The 20,562-nt window shown below is 66.7% G+C and carries 14 protein-coding genes; all 14 read left to right on the top strand.

Annotated elements, in window-relative coordinates:
• The first annotated feature begins 3 nt into the window (after window positions 1-3).
• The 14 genes from tssF to ASD05_RS16340 all read left to right on the top strand — a co-directional run bounded on the left by tssF (window position 4) and on the right by ASD05_RS16340 (window position 20,550).
• The gene (gene tssF / locus ASD05_RS16405; protein ID WP_056594619.1) at window positions 4-1,896 is read left to right on the top strand and encodes a type VI secretion system baseplate subunit TssF; all 1,893 of its coding nucleotides are present in this window, start codon (window positions 4-6) and stop codon (window positions 1,894-1,896) included.
• Complete coding sequence (gene tssG, locus ASD05_RS16400; RefSeq protein WP_235507996.1) at window positions 1,893-2,957, top strand: type VI secretion system baseplate subunit TssG; 1,065 nt, start codon at window positions 1,893-1,895, stop codon at window positions 2,955-2,957. Before tssF ends, tssG begins: the two co-directional genes overlap by 4 nt.
• On the top strand, window positions 2,954-5,680 hold the full coding sequence (gene tssH, locus ASD05_RS16395; protein WP_056594614.1) for a type VI secretion system ATPase TssH: 2,727 nt from the start codon (window positions 2,954-2,956) through the stop codon (window positions 5,678-5,680). The genes tssG and tssH overlap by 4 nt, the downstream gene beginning before the upstream one ends.
• 49 nt (window positions 5,681-5,729) lie before the next feature.
• Complete coding sequence (locus ASD05_RS16390; protein ID WP_082572087.1) at window positions 5,730-8,639, top strand: type VI secretion system Vgr family protein; 2,910 nt, start codon at window positions 5,730-5,732, stop codon at window positions 8,637-8,639.
• Between the two features lie 18 nt (window positions 8,640-8,657).
• Window positions 8,658-11,252, top strand: a complete 2,595-nt coding sequence (locus tag ASD05_RS16385) for a DUF2169 domain-containing protein (protein WP_056594611.1) — start codon at window positions 8,658-8,660, stop codon at window positions 11,250-11,252.
• Window positions 11,249-12,301, top strand: coding sequence for a pentapeptide repeat-containing protein (locus ASD05_RS16380; RefSeq protein ID WP_056594657.1), 1,053 nt, complete (start codon window positions 11,249-11,251; stop codon window positions 12,299-12,301). Before ASD05_RS16385 ends, ASD05_RS16380 begins: the two co-directional genes overlap by 4 nt.
• Window positions 12,302-12,329: 28 nt before the next feature.
• Window positions 12,330-12,974 (top strand): DUF3540 domain-containing protein, encoded by a 645-nt coding sequence (locus ASD05_RS16375; protein ID WP_235507995.1) that lies wholly within the window; start codon window positions 12,330-12,332, stop codon window positions 12,972-12,974.
• A gap of 32 nt (window positions 12,975-13,006) precedes the next feature.
• Window positions 13,007-13,402, top strand: coding sequence for a DUF4150 domain-containing protein (locus tag ASD05_RS16370; protein WP_056594608.1), 396 nt, complete (start codon window positions 13,007-13,009; stop codon window positions 13,400-13,402).
• Window positions 13,403-13,469: 67 nt separating this feature from the next.
• The gene (locus ASD05_RS16365; protein ID WP_056594606.1) at window positions 13,470-15,848 is read left to right on the top strand and encodes a type VI secretion system Vgr family protein; all 2,379 of its coding nucleotides are present in this window, start codon (window positions 13,470-13,472) and stop codon (window positions 15,846-15,848) included.
• 21 nt (window positions 15,849-15,869) lie between these two features.
• Complete coding sequence (locus ASD05_RS16360) at window positions 15,870-16,352, top strand: DUF6484 domain-containing protein (RefSeq protein WP_056594603.1); 483 nt, start codon at window positions 15,870-15,872, stop codon at window positions 16,350-16,352.
• Between the two features lie 15 nt (window positions 16,353-16,367).
• Entirely contained in the window at window positions 16,368-17,480 is a 1,113-nt protein-coding gene (locus tag ASD05_RS16355) for a DUF2169 domain-containing protein (protein ID WP_056594600.1), read from the top strand.
• Window positions 17,477-18,514 (top strand): 3-oxoacyl-ACP synthase, encoded by a 1,038-nt coding sequence (locus tag ASD05_RS16350; RefSeq protein ID WP_056594599.1) that lies wholly within the window; start codon window positions 17,477-17,479, stop codon window positions 18,512-18,514. Before ASD05_RS16355 ends, ASD05_RS16350 begins: the two co-directional genes overlap by 4 nt.
• A gap of 2 nt (window positions 18,515-18,516) precedes the next feature.
• Window positions 18,517-19,650, top strand: coding sequence for a PAAR-like domain-containing protein (locus ASD05_RS16345; RefSeq protein ID WP_056594596.1), 1,134 nt, complete (start codon window positions 18,517-18,519; stop codon window positions 19,648-19,650).
• Between the two features lie 15 nt (window positions 19,651-19,665).
• Window positions 19,666-20,550: a hypothetical protein gene (locus ASD05_RS16340; RefSeq protein WP_235507994.1), complete on the top strand. Its 885-nt coding sequence runs from the start codon at window positions 19,666-19,668 to the stop codon at window positions 20,548-20,550.
• The last annotated feature ends 12 nt before the right edge of the window (window positions 20,551-20,562 follow it).

Below are 20,562 nucleotides of genomic sequence, written 5' to 3'. Positions count from 1 at the left end.
GACATGGACCCTCGGCTGCTGAGCCTGTACGAACAGGAACTGCGCTACTTCCGCGAAAGCTCTGCCGAGTTCGCACGCGCGTTCCCGAAGATCGCGCATCGACTTGGCATCGAGGGCCAGGAGGTGGCCGACCCTTACGTGGAGCGGCTCATCGAGGCCACCGCGTTCCTGTCGGCGCGCGTGGGCCTCAAGCTCGACGCCGAGTACCCGCGCTTCACGGGCCACCTGCTCGACATCGTCTATCCACACTTCCTCGCGCCGACGCCGGCGATGGTGATCGTGTCCTTCGTGCCTGACCCCGATGACGCGAACCTCGCGACCGGCCCGAGCCTGCCGCGCGGCAGCGGCCTGCGTGCGCGGCAGGCCGTGGGGCAGAACACGCATTGCGAATTCCGCACGGCCAGCGCGCTGCGCGTGTGGCCCATCGAGGTGCAGCGTGCGCAGTACTTCACCTACGCCCCCGACCTGCCGCTCAACACGCACCCGCAGTCGCGCGCCATCCGCGGCGGCCTGCGCATCGCGCTGCGCGCCACGGCCGGCCTGAACTTCAGCCAGATCGCGCTCGACGACCTCGTGCTGCATTTCGGAGGCGCCGAAGACGTGGCCTGGCAGCTGCACGAATGCGCGCTGGGCCAGCCCGTCGGCGTGCTGGTGCGGCCGCTGGCACCGAGCGGTGCCTTGCAGGGCGCGGCGCAGAGCCTGCCCGCCAGCGCCATCGGCGCGGTCGGCTTTGAGGACGACGAGGCGCTGCTGCCCGCCACCGCCACCGGCTTCTCGGGCTTTCGCCTGCTGCAGGAGTACTTCGCGTTTGCGCAGCGCTTCCAGTTCGTACGCATCGGCGGGCTCGAGGCGCTGCTGGCCACGATGCCGGTGACCGATGTCGAGATCGTGCTGCTGTTCTCGCGCGGCGACGCGGCGCTCGAAAAGCTCGTGAGTGCCGACAACGTGCAGCTGCATTGCGTGCCCGCCGTCAACCTGTTCACCAAGCGGCTCGACCGCGTGGCCATGACCGAGGGCGTGAGCCAGTTCCACCTGGTGCCCGACCGCACGCGGCCGCAGGACTTCGAGGTGCACACCGTCACCGAGGTCATCGGCCACGGCGCGCCCGGTGCCGATGCGGCGGCGGTCGAGCAGCCGTTCCGGCCCTTCTACTCGGCCTTCCACGGCAGCCGCACGAGCCATCCGGCCTACTTCACCACCACGCGCGAGCCGCGCATGCTGTCGGTGCGCCAGCGCACCGAGGGCAACCGCAGCAGCCACATCGGCTCCGAGGTCTACATGCAGATCGTCGATCCGCAGCAGGCGCCGTATGCGGCCACGCTGCGGCAGCTGGCGGTGACCGCGCTGTGCACCAACCGCGACCTGCCGCTGCTCATGCCGCTGGGCCGCGAGAACGACTTCGACTGCGTCGACTCCTTCCCCGTGCAGCGCGTGCGCATGGTGCGCGGGCCGTCGCGGCCGGTGTCGCCGGTGGTGAGCCAGGGGCTGGGGTGGCGCGTGGTCGATCACCTCGCGCTCAACTACCTGTCGCTGTCCGACAGCACGCCGGAGCAGGGCGCCGCTGCGCTGCGCGAGACGCTGATGCTCTACGCCGTGCATGCCGACGAGATGCGCCAGGGCCAGGTGCGCGGGCTGCTGTCGGTGAAGTGCAAGCCCGTCGCGCGCAGGCTGCCGCTCAAGGGCCCGATCGCCTTCGGGCGCGGACTCGAAGTGACGCTCGAAGTCGACAAGGACGCCTTCCACGGCCACAGCGCGTTCCTGTTCGGCGCCGTGCTTGCACGCTTCCTGTCGCGCCACGTGGAGGTGAATCATTTCGTCGAGACCGTGCTGCGCATCGCGGGCAAGGGCGAGACCATGCGCTGGAGGCCGCTGTGCGGGACGCGCCAGATTCTGTGAACGCGCGGGTCGATGCCGCACTGCGCGAGTGGTCGGCGCAGCCGTGGGCCTTCGACTATTTCGCGGTGATGCGCCGGCTGGAGTCGGTCGCGAAGACCACGCCGCGCTGGGGCCGTGCCTTGCTGCCGAGCGCCGAGCCTGTGCGCGTGGGGCAAGAACCTTCGCTGTCGTTCGCGCCCGCGAGCTTCAGCCGCTTCGAGCCTGCCACCGCGCATTCGCCGCCGCGCCTGCGCCAGCAGTTCTTCGGCTACATCGGCCCCAACGGCCCGCTGCCGGTGCACCTGAGCGACTTCATCCGCGAGCGCAGCCTGAACCATGGCGACCCGACGTGGCTGGCTTTTCTCGACAGCTTCTCGCACCGCTTCTCGCTGCACTTCTATCGCGCCTGGGCGCAGTCGCGGCCTGCCGTGGCGCTCGACCGGCCGGGCGAGGACCGCTTCCGCCTGCAGATCGGCGCGCTGATCGGCATCGGCACGCCGGGCCGCGTGGACCGCGACGAGATCCATGACGACGCGCGCCTGCATTTCTCGGGCTGGCTCGCGCGCCGCGTGCACAACGTGGAGGGCGTGGAGTCGGTGCTGTGCAGCTACTTCGGCGTGCCCGTGAAGCTGGAGCGCTGGGTTGGCCACTGGATGAGCCTGCCGGCCGGAGAGCTCACGCGGCTGGGGCAGGGCGAGAGCTCGCGCTCGATGGGCATGGGCGCCATGCTCGGCACCCGTGCCTGGGACCGCCAGCACCGCGTGCGCCTGCACCTGGGGCCGCTCACGCTCGACCAGTACCGCATGTTCCTGCCGATCGGCAACGCACGGCCCGTGCTGCAGCGCTGGATACAGCAACTGCTGGGCGACGAGCTGGAGTGGGACGCCGAACTCGTGCTCGAAAAGGCACAGGTGCCGCTCACGCGCCTCGGCGATGCGAAGGGCAACGGACCGCGCCTGGGCTGGGTCTCGTGGCTCGGGCAGCGCACACGTTCGCGCGACGCGGCGGACGTGCGCATCGGCAGCCAGCCTTTCAATCAACCCATCTTCATTCGTTCAGAAGAGATACGGAGTCCCTCATGAGTGAAATCAGCCGCACCGCCCTTTTCGGCAAGCTCAACTCGCTGGCCTACAAGGCCATCGAGGGCGCCACCGTGTTCTGCAAGATGCGGGGCAATCCGTACGTGGAGCTGGAGCACTGGTTCGCCCAGCTGCTGCAAGTGCAGGACTCCGACCTGCACCGCGTGATCCAGCACTACGGGCTCGATGTGTCGGTCATCGCGAAAGACATGACCACCGCGCTCGACCGCCTGCCGCGCGGTGCCACCGCCATCAGCGACTTTTCGCCGCACATCGAGAACGCCATCGAGCGCGCATGGACCTACGCCACGCTGCAGTTCGGCGAGGCGCAGGTGCGCACCGGCTACATCCTGGTCGGCATGCTGAAGACGCAGAGCCTGCGCAACCCACTGTTCGGCTTGTCGAAGCAGTTCGAGAAGGTCAAGGTCGAGGACCTGGCCGACAACTTCACCAAGATCTGCGACGCCTCAACCGAGGCGCAGATGCGCGCGCAGGACGGAACCGGCATGGGCAGCGGCGCGCCGGGCGAAGACTCCGGCGCAATGGCGCCGGCCGCCATGGGCAAGGGCGATGCGCTGAAGAAGTTCGCGGTCGACCTCACCGAGAAGGCCAAGAAAGGCGAGATGGACCCGGTGACCGGGCGCGACGAGGAGATCCGCCAGATCGTCGACATCCTCATGCGCCGCCGCCAGAACAACCCGCTGCTCACCGGCGAGGCCGGCGTCGGCAAGACGGCCGTGGTCGAAGGCTTCGCGCAGCGCCTCGCGCGCGGCGACGTGCCGCCGCAGCTGAAGGACGTGAAGCTGCTCACGCTCGACATCGGCCTGCTGCAGGCCGGCGCCAGCATGAAGGGCGAGTTCGAGCAGCGCCTGCGGCAGGTGATCGACGAGGTGCAGAGCTCGCCCACGCCCATCATCCTGTTCATCGACGAGATCCACACGCTAGTGGGCGCGGGCGGCGCGGCCGGCACCGGCGACGCAGCCAACCTGCTGAAGCCCGCATTGGCGCGCGGCAACCTGCGCACCATCGGCGCCACGACGTGGGCCGAGTACAAGAAGTACATCGAGAAAGATCCGGCGCTCACCCGCCGCTTCCAGGTGGTGCAGGTGCCCGAGCCCGACGAGACCAAGGCGATCCTGATGCTGCGTGGCGTGGCCAGCGTGCTCGAGAAGCACCACCGCGTGCAGCTGCTCGACGAGGCCATCGAGGCGGCGGTGAAGCTGAGCCACCGCTACATTCCCGCGCGCCAGCTGCCCGACAAGGCCGTGAGCCTGCTCGACACCGCCTGCGCGCGCGTGGCCGTGTCGCAGCACGCGACGCCGCCCGAGGTGGAAGACTGCATGCGGCGCATCGAGGGGCTCACGGTCGAGCAGGAAATCATCGGACGCGAGGAGGCCATCGGCATCGATGTGACCAAGCGCGCGGCGCAGGTAGCGGCGCTGCTCGACGAATCGAAGACCCAGCTCGAAGGGCTCAATGCGCGGTGGAAGGAAGAGAAGGGGCTGGTCGACCGGCTGCTCGAACTGCGCGCCAAGCTGCGGGCGGGGAACAAGCCGGTCGATGCGCCGGCCGGCGGCGATGCCAAGGCCGACGTGCCCCCACCCCAACCCTCCTCCAGCGGGGGAGGGAGCGAAGACAGGGCGGCGCTGCTGGAAGAACTGCACACGCTGCAGGCCAAGATCCACGTGGTGCAGGGCGAGTCGCCGCTCATCCTGCCCTCGGTCGACGAGCAGGCGGTGGCCTCGGTCGTCGCCGACTGGACCGGCATTCCCGTCGGCCGCATGGTCAAGAACGAAGTCGAAGCGGTGCTCAAGCTCGCCGACACGCTCAACCAGCGCGTCATCGGCCAGAAGCACGGCCTGGAGATGATCGCGCGCCGCATCCAGACCTCGCGCGCGCGGCTCGACAACCCGCAGAAGCCCATCGGCGTGTTCATGCTCTGCGGTACATCGGGCGTGGGCAAGACCGAGACCGCGCTCGCGCTGGCCGAGGCGCTCTACGGCGGCGAGCAGAACATCATCACCATCAACATGAGCGAGTTCCAGGAGGCGCACACGGTCTCCACGCTCAAGGGCGCGCCGCCGGGCTACGTGGGTTACGGCGAGGGCGGCATCCTGACCGAGGCCGTGCGCCGCCGGCCGTACAGCGTGGTGCTGCTCGACGAAGTGGAGAAGGCCCACCCCGACGTGCACGAGATCTTCTTCCAGGTGTTCGACAAGGGATGGATGGAAGACGGCGAGGGCCGCATGATCGATTTCAAGAACACGATCATCCTGCTCACTACCAACGCGGGAAGCGAGCTAGTGATGAGCATGTGCCGCGACCCCGAGCTGCTGCCGGACTCCAACGCACTGGCCGATGCACTCAAGGCGCCGCTGATGAAGGTGTTCCCGCCCGCGCTGCTGGGCCGCATCGTCACCATTCCCTACTACCCGCTGTCGCCCGAGATGATGAAGAAGATCGTGCGGTTGCAGCTGGGCCGCATCAAGAAGCGCGTGGAGACCAACCACGGCGTGCCCTTCGAGTACAGCGACGCGGTGGTCGAGCAGGTGGTCGCGCGCTGCCAGGACCCGGAATCGGGCGGGCGCGTGATCGACGCGATCCTGACGAACACCGTGCTGCCGACGATTTCGGTCGAGTACCTGCAACGGCTGGCGTCGGGTGGGGAGATCCGCCGGGTGGCGCTCGACGTGAAGGACGCCGACTTTACCTACGCCTTCGACTGATCAATCGGCTCACCGACTGACCGACAAGCCTCCACCTCAAGAGAAAAAGATGGCCGACCACGAGTTCCGCATCGAGAGCGATTCACCCGCCAAGGACGACCTGATGTTCTGGCGCATCGTGGGGCACGAGGCGCTGGCGCGCCCGTCGGCCTACGAGCTCACGGTGATCTCGACGAACAAGGCCATCGATGCCAAGGACATCCTCGGGCATGCCTTCGACGTGGTGATCGAGTTCAAGGATGCCGACGGCGGCACGCACGAGCGCCACTGCCAGGGCCATGCGGTGCGCTTCGTGCGCGCGGGCCACATGGGGCGGCACTACGAATACCGCATCGCGCTGCGCTCCTGGTTCTGGCTGCTCACCAAGCGCGCCAACTCCCGCATCCTGCAGGAGAAGAAGGTGCTCGAAGTGCTCGACGCGGTGTTCGAGGACAGCCCCATCAAGCGCTTCAAGAAGACCAAGGCCGACAATGTGATCGGCAACCACAATCCGCGCCGCTACTGCGTGCAGCACCAGGAAAGCGATTACCAATTCCTGTCGCGCCTGTTAGAAGACGAAGGCATCTACTACTGGTTCGACGCGCACGACGCGCCCGGCACCATGCACATATCGGACGCCAGCGACATGGCGCACGACAAGCTGCCCGCCGCCGACACCTTGCGCCACATGGCGACCAACGCCGCCGAGCCGCGCTTCAACGAGATCTCGCGCTGGGTGAGCGGGCGCCAGTTCGACACCGGCAAGCACGCCTCGCGCGACAGCGATTTCAAGGCGATCAAGAAGAAGCTGGGCGCGGACATCGATGCATCGGACGACCACGAACTCGCGAGCCTGGAGCTCTTCGAGTTCCCGGGCGGCTACTTCAGCGGCGACGATGCCGAGACCCGGGCCAAGCTGCGCGGCGACGAACTCAGTGCGCGCCGCGACCGCCACTGGGCCGTGACGCCATGGCCCGACGTCACGGCCGGGCGCGGCTTCAAGTACGAGGGCGACCCCGACGGCACCCGCAACGGCGACTACATCATCGCGGCCTGCACCTTCGTCGCCAGCCATCGCGGCTACGAGGGCGTGAGCGGCAACACCCTGGCGCAGCCCGTGCACGCCGCGCTGGCCGACGTGCTGCGCGACGACGCGGTGAACGCCGACACGCTGCCCGTGCTGGAAGAGATCATCGCGGCCACGCCCGCGCTCTCGGCCGCGCAGACCGGCAGCAGCATCTTCCTGCTCACCGTGATGCCGGTCGAGCGCCTGTTTCGCACGCCGCGCCTCACGCCGCGCGTGACCATGCCGGGCCCGCAGACCGCCATCGTCGTCGGGCCCAAGGGCGACGAGCTGCATGTGGACGACCACGGCCGCGTGAAGGTGCACTTTCATTGGGACCGCTACGACGAGAGCAACGAGAAGTCGACCTGCTGGGTGCGCGTGTCGCAGCCCTGGGGCGGCAAGGGCTGGGGCGGCTACTTCATTCCGCGCATCGGCCAGGAGGTGATCGTCGACTTTCTCAATGGCGATCCCGACAGGCCCATCATCGTCGGCCGCGTCTACAACGACGACCAGCCCATTCCCTACAAGTCGCCCACGCAGAGCGGCTTCAAGACCCGTTCCACGCCCGGCGGCGGTTCGTCGAACTACAACGAGATCATGTTCGAGGACAAGAAGGGCGAGGAGAACATCAACATCCACGCCGAGCTGGACATGAGCCGCAGCGTGGAGCGCGACGATTCCACCACCATCGACCGCGACCAGAGCGTCACCGTCAAGCGCGACCAGACCAACCACGTGGACCGCGACCGCAAGAGCACGGTGACGCGCAACGACACCAACATGGTGGCGGTCGATCAGAAGAACACGGTCAAGGGAAAGCAGAACAACCAGGTGGTGGGCGACCGCACCACCTTCGTCGACAGCAACGACACGCTGACCGTCACCGGCACCCGCACCACCGACGTGACCGGTGCCCGCACCGACACCTCGCGCGCGGGGGAGACCCGCAACGTGATCGGCAACCAGACCATCACGGTGAGCGGCAACCTCACCTACAAGGCGGCGAAGATGAGCTTCGAGGCCGCGCACATCGACTGGATGGTGACGGGGGCGAGTTCCAAGTACATCACTGTGCCCAGCGGTCCTCTCGCCTTGATGGCCAACAAGATCAAGCTGATGGGCAATACCGGCATCGAAATGATGGCGGCGGGCAACATCGACCAGACGGCGGTGGGGTCCAACACCACCATCCTCGGGCCCAACACCAGCGGCTACATCGGCAACAACTCCGAGGCGAACCTGGGCATCACCAGTTCCACCTTCATGGGGATGAGCATCGAGAATTCGGTGTCGCTGGCGATGAGCAACTTTGTCGGTGTGGCCATCGAGAACACGCTTGCCGTCAAGCTCATCAACTGTGCGGCGCCGGAGATCAAGGCGGTGTCCACTGCTGACGTGGACTTGACGCCGCTGAAGGTCATCACCCCTGGGGGCGGTGGCGGCGGCGCCGGCGCCGCCGCGGTTGCCGGCGTCATCGGCCTGGCGGCGGGCGTGGGCACAGCGATCAAGGGCATCGGCGACACACTGAAGCAGTACGCTGATGCGGCCGATGCGTTGACGACTGCTTCCGAAGAAGCCGCGCAGGCCGGTCTGCCGGGGCTTGCGGGCCGGCTCTCCACGCTCGCGAGAATCACACGCGATCGCCGCTCGCAGGGCGTCGCGGCGGCGGGCACCGCTGCCATCGGCATCTTCATGCCTCCGGCGATTCCTCTTTTTCTGGCCATGGGCGCGGGAGCGGCTGCATCCATGGCGACGGATGACGCTGGGGCCGCAGCGCTCGGTGACGACAGGTCCACCAACGCCGACGGTTCGTCCGCCAGTTCGAGCGCCTACGGGGAGCGTGCAACCCCCTGGACGCCGCCCACTGGCTCGGGGTCGGGCTCTGGCGGCTCCGGCTCCGGCGGCGGTTCCTAGGCGCAGCGGCAGACGATCATGCAGGTCCTCAAACCCCAGGCGCTCGGCCTGTCGACGCGCCCCATCGAGTTTCGCAAGCGCTTCGGCCTCAGCATCAGCGCCTGCCTGCACTTGCCGTTCGCGCAAGGCGAGCACGGCACGCTGTGGGCGGAGCAGTCGATGTGGTCTTTCCTGGCGAAAGAAATGGCTCAGCCGTTGATTGACGAGGGTGTGGCCAAGCTCACACCGGAGTTCCTGGTGCACGGCAAGGCGTTTCCTCCTCCGGATCGATCGGCCGGCTGCGCGGTGCGCGCCCGCTTCGGCACGCGAGAGAAGACCTTGCTGGTGCTGGGAGACCGCTACTGGGATGGCTCCGCTCCGAGCGAGGCCAGACCCTTCGAGGAGATGCCGCTGGATTGGTCAAGGGCCTATGGCGGGCCGGACTTTCCCCTCAACACCGGCGGCCGCGGCAGAGAGAGGTCGGACGGCACGGCCTGGTTGCCCAACATCGAATTGCCGCACGACCGCCTGCTGCGCCCCGACCAGGCCGTCGCACCGGCCGGCATGGGTGCGCTGGACGTGATGCACCCCCAGCGCGTGCAATACCGCGGCACCTACGATGCCGACTATCTGAAGCTGCATGCGCCGGGGTTCGCACCCGACACCGACTGGCGCTATTTCAACCTGGCACCGTCCGACCAGTGGATGGACTCCGCACTCGCTGGCGACGAGTCGTTCTCGTTCGAGAACATGCACCCGCAAAAGCGCCTGATCGAAGGCCGCTTGCCGGGCATGCGCGCACGCGTTTTCGTCGGCTACAGGATGGCGGTCGGCGAGCCCAAGGTGCGCGAGGTGCCGCTGCGGCTGACGACGGTGTGGTTCTTTCCGCATGCCGAGCGCTGCATCGCGATCTTCCAGGGGCTGGCCGAGGTCGGAACCGACGACGGCTCCGACGTGGTGAGCCTCATGGGTGCGGTCGAACGCATCGGCCAGCGTCGCTCCGATGCGTACTATCTCGCCGCCGCCGCGAAACGTGCCGATCCGAAGATGGGGCCCATCTACTCGATCGTTGACAGCGACCTGCTGCCGGAAGGAGTGAGCACGCTCGACCCTGATGTGGAGGCCGCGAAGGCACCCTTCGAATTGCAAGGCCTGCAGGCCGAAGCGCAATACCACCGCGCCGAGATGGAAGTGGCGCTCGCCCGCGAGAAAGCCGTTGCCATGGGCAAGGACCCGGATGCGCTGGGTATCCGGATGCCCGAGCGCGAGAAGGTTCCGGTAGGCGACGAGCTGCCGGCCTATCTGGAAAAGAAGATGAAGGAGGCCGAGGCCCAGCGGTGGGCGGCGATCGAGACTGTGGTCACGACGATCGAACGGGCCCTGGCGATGACGCAGGAGCAGAAGATCGACCTCGAGAACCTGCAGCACCGGGGCCCGCCGAAGTATGACCCCGACAAGCACATGGCCGAGATGCGCGCGCAGGCGGCCGCAGGTACCCGGCCGCTCGATCTGTCGCCGGTCTTTCCCAGGTTGTGCCAGATCGAGGACGCGCATCGCGCCGGCTACCTCCAGGCCGCGCACATGCAACTGCCGGCCTTCGCGATGCCGAAGGACGAGGCGGCGAAACTGCGCGCAGAGATGGCGCGCGCCGGCGCGGCCAGCATCAAGTTCTTCGCGGGCATCGACTTCACGGGGGCCGATCTTTCGGGCCTGGACCTGAGGGACGTGAACCTGGAGGGCGCGTGGCTGGAAAGCGCGAACCTCGCCAATGCCAATCTCTCGGGCGCCAACCTTGCGGGCGCGGTGCTGGCGCATGCGAACCTGGAGGGCGTGATCGCCATCGGCACGAAGTTCGGCAAGGCCAACCTCGGCAAGGCCCGGCTCGCGGGTGGTGTCTTCGACGACGCCGACTTCACTGATGCAACGCTCATGCACTGCGCATTCGCCGGAACGCAGATGCGGCGCGCGATATTCGCCAAGGCCAATCTGCTGGAGACCACGTGGGGCGATGCCGACTGGACAGGCGCAGACCTGAGCAGGCAGGTCTTCTACAAGCTGGACCTGAAGGGCATGCGCTGGCCGGAGGCCAACCTGTGCGGCTGCAGCTTCATCGAGTCGGACCTCTCGGGTGTCGACATGCATGCCGCGAAGATCGAGAACGCGACCTTCGTCACCAGCAGGCTCGACGGCGCGAAGCTGATGGCGGCGCAATGCTCCGGGACCGTGGCGGTCAAGGGAAGCAGCCTGGCCGGCGCGGATATGAGCCAGGCCGATCTGCGCAACTTCAATTTTGGCGCTTCCGATGCGCGCGGCGCCAAGCTGATCCGCGCGGTGCTCGATGGCGCCAACCTCTGCGAGGCACAGCTCGAGGGAGCCGACCTGAGGCTTGCCAGCGCCAAGGGTGCGCTGATGCGCAAGACCATCTGCGCCAATGCGCTGCTGTCGGGCGTGAACTTCAGCGACGCGATCTTTCAGTCGGCGGATCTGCGGGGGGCCGACTTGCGGCGCAGCAATCTCTTCGGGGCCGACCTCGGCCGGGTGCGGCTGGACGGGTCGACGAGCTTCGATGGCGCATTGCTCAAACGGGCGCGCACATGGCCTCGACTCACGGCGCAACAGCAGGCGGCGGCATGAGTCCGGGTCTTCTTGCCATTGCCGTCAGCGTCGGGGAAACGCTGGAAGGGCTCGACCTGAGCAAAGGGCGCTATGCCGGGTTGCCGCTGGGTGGCGGGATCTTCTCGCAGGTCAATTTCGCCGAAGCGGATCTGCGCGGCGCGGACCTGCGCGAGACGGTATTCAATGTGTGCGACCTGCGTGGCGCCATCGCATCCGGCGCCAACCTGCGCAAGGCCGTCTTCAACCGCTGCAAGCTCGATCACGTGGACCTGCGCGAGGCCAACCTGCACGGTGCCGTGTTCGCGGAGTGCGACCTGACGCATGCGCAGATGGCGCAGTCGTCGATGACGATGGCCACGGTGACCCGCTGCAGGCTGGACCATGCCGTGCTGCGCGGCGTGCCGCTCGACTCCGCGGTGATCAGCCAGTCGGTGCTGCTCGACGTATGCGCCGACGACACCAGCTGGCAATACACCACCGTCAACGAATGCGATCTCTCGCACCTGACGTGGACCGGCGCACGCATGCTGCGCAATGTGTTCTTTAAGACCTCGCTGAAGGGCATGTCGTTTGCCGGGCTGGACCTGAACGGCTGCCAGTTCTCGTCCGCCGACCTGAGCGGGGCCGACTTCAGCGGCGTCACGCTGCAGCAGTGCAACTTCCAGGGCGCGACGCTCGATGGCGCGAAGTTCGCGAAGGCCGTCGCGCCGTCGGCGATCTTCTGCGCGGCCACCGGGAAGGCTGCCGACTTCTCCGGCGCAAGGCTGCGGCAGGCGCTCTTCACCGGTGCCGTTTTGCCGCAGGCCAACTTCACAGGCTGCGATCTGTACCAGACCCATTTCGCGGGCGCGAAAGTGCAGGGCGCCAACTTCAGCGGCGCCGAGCTCACGTACGCCGACTTCCGCCACGCCGATCTCGCCACGGCCGACCTGCGCCGCGCCACCATGCTGCGCACCGTGCTGCATGCCGCCATCACCGAAGACGCACAGATGACCGACCGCGCCCGCGCGCTAGAGACCGACCCGGAGCTGTCGGAATCGGAGCGCTGGCAGCCGCTGGTCGCCTGACATGACGAACACAGAGGGAACCACCATCATGAACAACGAAACCTCAATGCCGACGAAAGCGCGCACCGGCAGGAAGAGCCAGGCCGCGAAGGCCATTCCCGGCGAATGGTGCGTGGGCATTCTCGGAACCGATGCGAAAGGCCGACAGGTCGTTGCCAGCGGCGATCTGAAACTGCGCGCACGCCGCGCAGCGAGCTGCCTGCTGGAGCCGGCGGCGGGCGACAGCGTGGCCTGCCTGCGCATCGCGCCCGATGAGGTGTGGATCATGGCCGTGCTGCTGCGGGAAGAGGGCACGGCCAATGTCCTGAGCTGTGAGGGCGGCACCGGCATGCGCATCGCTGCCGAGGGCGGACGCATCGAACTGGCAGCCGAAGAGCTCGACATCGCCACCCAGCGCACGCGCCTGGCCACCGACAGCGCCGACGTCGTCGGCCGCCAGCTCAGCGTGGTCGGCACCAGCCTCAAGCTCGTCGGCTCGGTGCTTTCGTCGGTGATGGACCGCGTGCAGCACTTCAGCAGGCACTACCTGCGCACCACCGACGGCATCGACCGGGTAGCGGCGACGCATGTGGAGTGCGAGGCGAAGCAACTCATGCGTCTCGAAGGCGAGCACACGCTGATCAACGGTCGCGAGTTGGTCAAGGCGCGCGGCGCTCAGATCCACTTCGGCTGAGGCGTCGAAGGAACGAACAGGGAGAACAGGCAATGTTCGCCAACTGCCAGCTGATGGGCACGGACATGGGCTTTCCCGATGTCTGCATCACGCCCGCCGCGCCGTCGCCGATTCCGGTGCCGTACCCGAACATCGCCATGGGCCCCATGGCGATTCCGAACTGCCCCTCGATCCTCATCATGGGCGGGCCGGCCCACAACCTCGGCACCACCATTCCGATGACCAACGGCGACAACTCCGGCGTGCTGCTGGGCGTGGCCTCGGGCACGGTGATGGGGCCGAGCCGCCATCTCACCGGGGCTTTCACGGTGCTGTTGATGGGCATGCCCGCATCGCGGCTCACCAGCGTGTCGCTGCAGAACAGCACGAACTGCCCGGGTGTGCGCACGGTGCCGAGCCAGACGCTGGTGTTGTTGCTGGCGCCGTAGCGCGCATTGCCGATGCCTGGGCGGCGCCCCATGGCGCCGCCTGTACAGAACAAGGGAGCAGCCATCCATGGCAGACAAGGAGTTCCGCATCGAGAGCGACTCGCCCGTCAAGGACGAGCTCATGTTCTGGCGCATCGTGGGTCACGAGGCACTGGCACGCCCCTCGATCTACGAGCTCACGGTGCTGTCGGAGAACAAGGCTATCGACGCGAAGGACGTTCTCGGGCGGGCCTTCGACGTCGTCATCGGCTTCGAGGACGCCGATGGCGCCAGACATGAGCGGCACTGCCAGGGCCATGCGGTGCGCTTCGTGCGTGCGGGCCATGCGGGCCGGTACTTCGAATACCGCTTCACCCTGCGCTCCTGGTTCTGGCTGCTCACCAAGCGCGGCAACTCGCGCATCCTGCAGGAGAAGCCCGTGCTCGACGTGCTCGATGCGGTGTTCGAGGACAGCCCGATCAAGCGCTTCAAGAAGACCAGGTCTGACAACGTCGTGGGCACCCACAAGCCGCGCCGGTATTGCGTGCAGCACCAGGAGAGCGACTACCAGTTCCTATCGCGGCTGCTGGAAGACGAAGGTATCTATTACTGGTTCGATGCGCACGACGCCCCCGGCACCATGCACCTTTCGGATGCCAGCGACATGGCGCACGACAAGCTGCCCGCCGCGGACACCCTGCGCTACGTGTCGAGCGACGCCGCCGAAGCGCGCTTCAACGAGATCTCGCGCTGGGTGAGCGAGCGGCAGTTCGACACCGGCAAGTACGCGTCCACCGACAGCGACTTCAAGGCCATCAAGAAGAAGCTCGAGGCGGCCGGAGGCACGCCCGACAAGCACGAGCTGGCCGAGTTCGAGGCCTTCGAGTTCGCGGGCAGCTATTTCACGGGCGGCGATGCCGACGACAAGGGCAAGCTGCGCGGCGAAGAGATCGGCGCGCGCCGCCAGCGCCACTGGGCGCTCACGCCCTGGCCCGACGTGGCCGCGGGCCGCAGCTTCAAGTTCGAGAACGACCCCGACGGCACGCGCGACAGCGACTATGTGATCGCTGCCTGCACCTTCGTCGTGACCCACCCGGGCTACGAAGGCGCCGACATCGAGGCACTGCCCGCTTCGCCCATGCAGCTGCTGCGCGAAGCGCTCGCCGACGATGCCGTGTTGGCCGACACGCTTGCGGCCTTCGAGGCGGTCGCCGCGCGCATGCCCTCGCTCGATGCGAGCCGCCCGGGCATCAGCGCCTTCCTGTTGACTGTGTTCCCGGTCGACATGCCTTTCCGCCCGCCACGGCTGACGCCGCGCGTGGTGATGCCGGGGCCGCAATCGGCCATCGTCGTGGGCCCGTCGGGCGAGGAGATCCACGCGGATGACTTCGGCCGCGTGAAGGTGCACTTCCACTGGGACCGCTACGACAAGAGCAACGAGAAGTCGACCTGCTGGGTGCGCGTGTCGCAACCGTGGGCCGGCAAGGGCTGGGGCGGGTACTTCTGCCCACGCATCGGCCAGGAGGTGATCGTCGATTTCTTGAACGGCGACCCCGACCGCCCGCTGATCGTGGGCCGCGTCTACAACGACGACCAGCCAATTCCTTTCGGCTCGCACACCCAAAGCGGTTTTCGCACGCGCTCCACGCCCAAGGGCAGCGCGGCCAACTGCAACGAGTTCCGCTTCGAGGACAAGAAGGGCGCGGAGCAGGTGTACCTGCATGCAGAGAAGAACCAGGACATCGAGGTCGAGAACGACGAGACGCATTGGGTCGGCCACGACCGCACCAAGACCATCGACCACGACGAGACCACGCACGTGAAGCACGACCGCACGGAGACAGTCGACAACAACGAAACCATCACCGTGCACGGGCAGCGCACGGAAACGGTGGACAAGAACGAGACCATCACGATCCACCAGAACCGCACGGAGACGGTGGACCTGAACGAGACGATCTCCATCGGCCAGAACCGCGCGATCACGGTCGGTGCGAGCGAGACGGCCACGGTGGCGCTGCAGCGCACGCACACGGTGGGGATCAACGAGACCATCACCGTCGGGGCGGCGCAGGAGATCACGGTGGGGGCGATGCAGGCCATCACCGTGGGGGCGAGCCAGACCGTCACGGTCGGCGCGAACCAGTCGAGCACGATCGGAGCGAACCGGTCGGTGGATGTGGGGGCCAACCTGTCGACCAACGTGGGCGCGGACGAGTTGCGCAGCGTGGGCGCGGGGCGGACCGCCAGTGTGGCCAAGGACGATTCGCTGTCCGTGGGCAAGAACCTCGTCATCAGTGCGGGCGACTCCGTCTCCATCACCACCGGCAGCGCCAGCATCACGATGAAGAAGGATGGAACCATCGTGATCAAGGGCAAAGACATCACGATCGACGCCTCTGGAAAGATCAACGCGAAGGCGAGCAGCGATATCGTGATGAAGGGGTCAAAGATTCTGCAGAACTGAATTCATTCAAGGAGCCTGACCATGAGCGGGAGAGATCTGATCGAGACCGGACTGGAGGAGGCCTTGGCCATCGCGCCATCGAACTCCGTGGCGACGGGAGAACTGATCGCCATGACCGACGAGGGGCGCACGCCGCTCGTGATGTTCCCGGGGCAGCCCGGTACCGCGGCCCTGCGCGCGCGCAGTGTGGTCGACCTGCATGGCGCGCACATCGGACGGTGCGTGGTGCTGATGTTCGAGCAGGCCGATCCGCGCCGTCCGATCGTGATGGGCGTGCTGCGCGGGGATGAGGGCTGGCCGCTGGCGAGCAAGCCGGCGCAAGTGGAGATCGACGCCGATGGGGAGCGGTTGATCCTGAACGCGCGGGAGCAGATGGTGCTGCGCTGCGGCAAGGCCAGCATCACGCTGACACGCAGCGGCAAGGTGTTGATCCAGGGAAGCTACGTGCTGAGCCGGTCGACCGGCGTCAACCGGGTCAAGGGCGGTGCGGTGCAGATCAACTGAGCGGGAGATGCCGCGATGGAAATCATCAACGCCACCGGGATGACGGCCGGTTACACCATGGGTGTCGAGCCGACGGGCCGCGAGTTGCTCGTCGTCGTCGTAAAGGGAACCTTTGCCATTCCGACCGATGGCGGCACGGCGCACCTCCATGCGACGCAGCTGCCGTTGATCACGGCCGATACCTTCACCGGGGCGCCGGGTTACTCGGCGCCAGCGGAAGAAGTCGACTTCGCGCCTCGCAAGCTCCGGTGCGACGTGCTGGTGTCGGGCAGCGCGCATGCGCCGCACGGCGAGCCAGTGCAGCGGGTGCCGGTCGGGGTGCGTCTGGGGCACTGGAAGAAGGTGTTCTCGGTCGTGGGCGACCGCCACTGGGACGCCGGACTGTCGGGCGTGCGTGCATCCCCGCCGCAGTCTTTCTTGACGCAACCGATTTCGTACGACCTGGCGTTCGGCGGCGTCGACGAGCGCCACGAAGATCCGGCCCGGCACGCGGCTTACATGGCCAACCCGGTGGGGCGCGGGTGGCATTGCAACCTGCAGGCCAAGTTCGTGGACGGAGCGCCGTTGCCGAACACGGAGGAGCTCGACCGCCCGGTCGATGCGCCCGACGGTGTTTTTGCTCCGATGGCGTTCGGACCGCTCGGAAGGGGATGGGCAGGCCGGCTGCCCTATGCCGGAACCTATGACCAGGACTGGATCGACAACATCTTTCCGTTCCTGCCGGCCGACTTCCGGGATGACTACTACCAGGCGGCACCGCCGGACCAGCAGATCGATTTCCCGTTGGGCGGGGAAGAACTGGCGCTCGCCAACCTGACACCCGAAGGCCACACGAGATTCAGATTGCCATCGCGCGACGTGCCGGTCACGTTCTTCCGGCGCAAAGGCGGGCACGAAGAGACGCGTGCTGTCCTCGACACCATCGCGATCCACGCCGACCGTGGGCTCATGACCCTTGCCTGGCGCAGCACCTTGCCTCTCAGGAAGAACATGTTCGAGATATCGAACATCCTGGCCGGCACGATGTCGCGGGGCTGGTGGCGTGCGCGTGAACTGGGAAAGACATGGCATCCGTCGCTCGGCGACTTGGTCCGCGGCAAGCGCGAAGCGGCGGAGAGCGTGTCATGAGCGAGGTCCCAGTGGTCATAAGCCGGACCGGCATGGTGACGGGTGTAGGGTTGGACGCACCGGCGAGCTGCGCAGCGATCCGCGGTGCCATCGACAACTTCCGGCAGACCTCGTTCAGGGACCGGCATGGCGAGTGGATCATGGGGTGCGAGGTGCCGCTCGAACGTCCGTGGCGCGGTGAGAAGAAGCTGCTGCTGATGGCCGTGCGGGCGATCGCCGAATGCATAGAGGGCTTCGACCGGGCCACCTGCGAGGAAACGCCCCTGCTGCTGTGCCTTGCCGAAGCGGACCGCCCCGGGCGGGGCGTGACGGACGATACGGCTTTCTTCGAGGCCTTGCAGCATGAGCTCGGCTTCGACTTTCATCCGGAGTCCGCGGTGATAGCGAAAGGTCATGTGTCGGTGGCGGTTGCGCTTCTGCGGGCGCGGCAGCTCATCGGCGCGTCCGTCGCGAAACAGGTCGTCGTGGCAGCGAGCGACAGCTTGCTCGACGGCGCGGCGCTGGCCGATTGCGAGGCGCGCGACCGGCTGCTGACGAGCGAAAACTCGGACGGATTCATTCCCGGCGAAGGTGCTGCGGCGCTGCTCGTGGAACCGTTGCGCGCCCAGCCATGGGGCCAGCTGGTGTGCCGCGGTATCGGGTTTGCGGTCGAGAAGTCCCATATCGACTCCGAGGAGCCGCTGCGTGCCGATGGATTGACCGCGGCCATCAAGCAGTCGCTTCAGGAGGCTGGCTGCAACGAGAGCGTTCTCGACTTCAAGATCATCGACGCCTCCGGCGGGCAGTACGTGTTCAAGGAAGCCACCCTTGCATTCGGCCGGATCGATCGCACCAGGCGAACCGAGTTCGATGTGTGGCATCCGGCGGACTGCATTGGGGAGGTAGGCGCGCCCGTGGGGCTCGCGATGGTCGCCGTACTCAAGACCGCGTGCGAGAAGGCGTATGCCAAGGGAAGCAACGTGCTGCTGCACCTCGGCAACGATGACGGCAAGCGCGCGGCGATGATTTTTTCCTGGCACTTCACGGGAGTCTGAGGGTGGCGAACCAGGTCTTTGCCAACGGAAGGGAAGTGGCGTGCAAGGCCGGAGCGGGCAAGACCATCTGTGCCACGCCCGACGTGTGCATGACCCCGCCGGAGAACCCCGCGACCCCGCCGGGCGTGCCGGTGCCGTACCCCAACACCGGACTTGCGTCGGACACCACCGACGGCAGCCGCAGCGTGCAGATTTCCGGCCAGGAAATCATGTTGAAGAACAAGTCCTACTTCAAGACCTCGTCGGGCGACGAAGCCGGATGCGCCACGAAGAAGGGTGTCATATCGAGCAAGAACAAGGGCAAGGTGTACTTCATCGACTGGTCGATGGACGTGAAGTTCGAGGGCGAGAACGCGGTGCGGCATCTCGACAAGACCACGAACAACCACGGCAGTCCGACGGCCAACGAATCCATCCCGTGGCCCTTCGTGGACACGATGGCCGATGGCGACATCAACAAGACGGCATGCGATGGGGACAAGGCACGCGAGGAAAGGGCTTGCGCGGACTACAAGCCGGCCAAGAAAAACGGCAAGGATGTCTGCGCCGAGACCGGCCTTGGGGGCGATTTCGCTTCCATCAAGGGCGATCTGCCGGGCGCAGCGAAGAAGGCCAGCGAGAACGAGTGCGCCTCGGCGCGCCGATGCAGACTGGTGCCATACCATGCCTCGCCCCAGGTGGAGGATGGCATCAAGGGCTGCTGCCCCGCGCAGACGGGAGACCACATCGTCCCGAAGAGTTCGTTCTTCAAGGACCACTACGGGGGGCAGTCCATGCCCGGCTGGAAGCCCTACAGGATGGAAGCGGCCCCGTGCATGTGCACCGAAGGCGGCAGCTGCTCCGGAACGCACGGGCTGCGGCACACGCATCACAAGACCACTTCTTCCGTGCCGAGCGGAACGCACCGGCCGTTCGACAAGGAAGTCGAACATTGCGCCGCGGGTGCGAAGGCGGTGGCACCGCACTGCGACCAGAAATGCATCGAGGCCCAGTTGAAGGAAGGGCACAAGGGGCTGGGCGATGCGAGCAAGGACGTGAAGCATTCATCGACCGGCAGGACGGAACTCGAACACTATTCGTCGCTGCAGGCCACCATCAACGAAACGGCCGGCAAGCTTGGCTCGCCGCTGCCATGACCACAAGGAGTCTGTATGGGCGAACGAGTTTCCAAGTCGCGTGAATTCGTGAGGGGCGCAGCCCGCTTCGCGGACCTGGTGTATGTCATCAGCCAGATGAAGACGCTGCTCGAGCAGGACATCGCGCATGTGAGCCTGGTGGGTCTCTACAAGGGCAACTGGGGGGATGCGTTCAATTCGACCTGGAACGCCACGGCGATCGCCGTGGCGAAGTTGCCGTCGGAGAAGGTCGTGCTCATCGGAGAGGACGGCGACGTCAGCACGTACGTGAGCGGGCGGCGCGAAGACGAATTGATCGATCCGCGGCCCGTCATGATCCGCAATGCGCGCGAGATCGGCGGCCACGTCCATGCATGCGGCAGCAAGCGGCAGGTCTTCAGGCGCGTCGGAGACAGGCAGTGGGTCGACATGAGCGCGCCGCCTGCCGCGCAGACGGAGGTCTTCGGATTCGAGGCGCTCGACGGCTACGCGGAAAACGAAATCTATGCCGCCGGATGGGGCGGCGAGATATGGCGCTACGACGGCTCGGCCTGGACGCAGTGTGGCAGTCCGACCAATGTCATCCTCACGGCCGTCTGCTGCGCGGGCGACGGCACGGTGTATGTCGGCGGACAGGGCGGTGTGCTGGTCAGCGGACGCGGCGATGTCTGGGCGTCGGTGGCCTGGGAGGACGAAGTCACAGCCGACCTGTGGGACCTGTGCTGGTTTCGCGACAGGCTGTATGTGGCGACCATGTCGCAGCTCTACACGCTGGATGCCGATCGGCTGGTACCGGTCGACTACGGGGGCATGGGGCGGGTCACCTGCTACAGCCTGAGCGTGGCGCAAGGCGTGCTGTGGTCCGTCGGAAAGGCCGACGTGGCGTCGTTCGACGGCACGACGTGGCAGAAGTACGACTGACGGGGGCAGCCG

It is taken from the genome of Variovorax sp. Root434 (genome assembly GCF_001426595.1).
GTDB lineage: Bacteria > Pseudomonadota > Gammaproteobacteria > Burkholderiales > Burkholderiaceae_C > Variovorax.
Note: the sequence above shows the minus strand (reverse complement) of the source record. Positions and strands in the feature narration are given on the sequence as shown.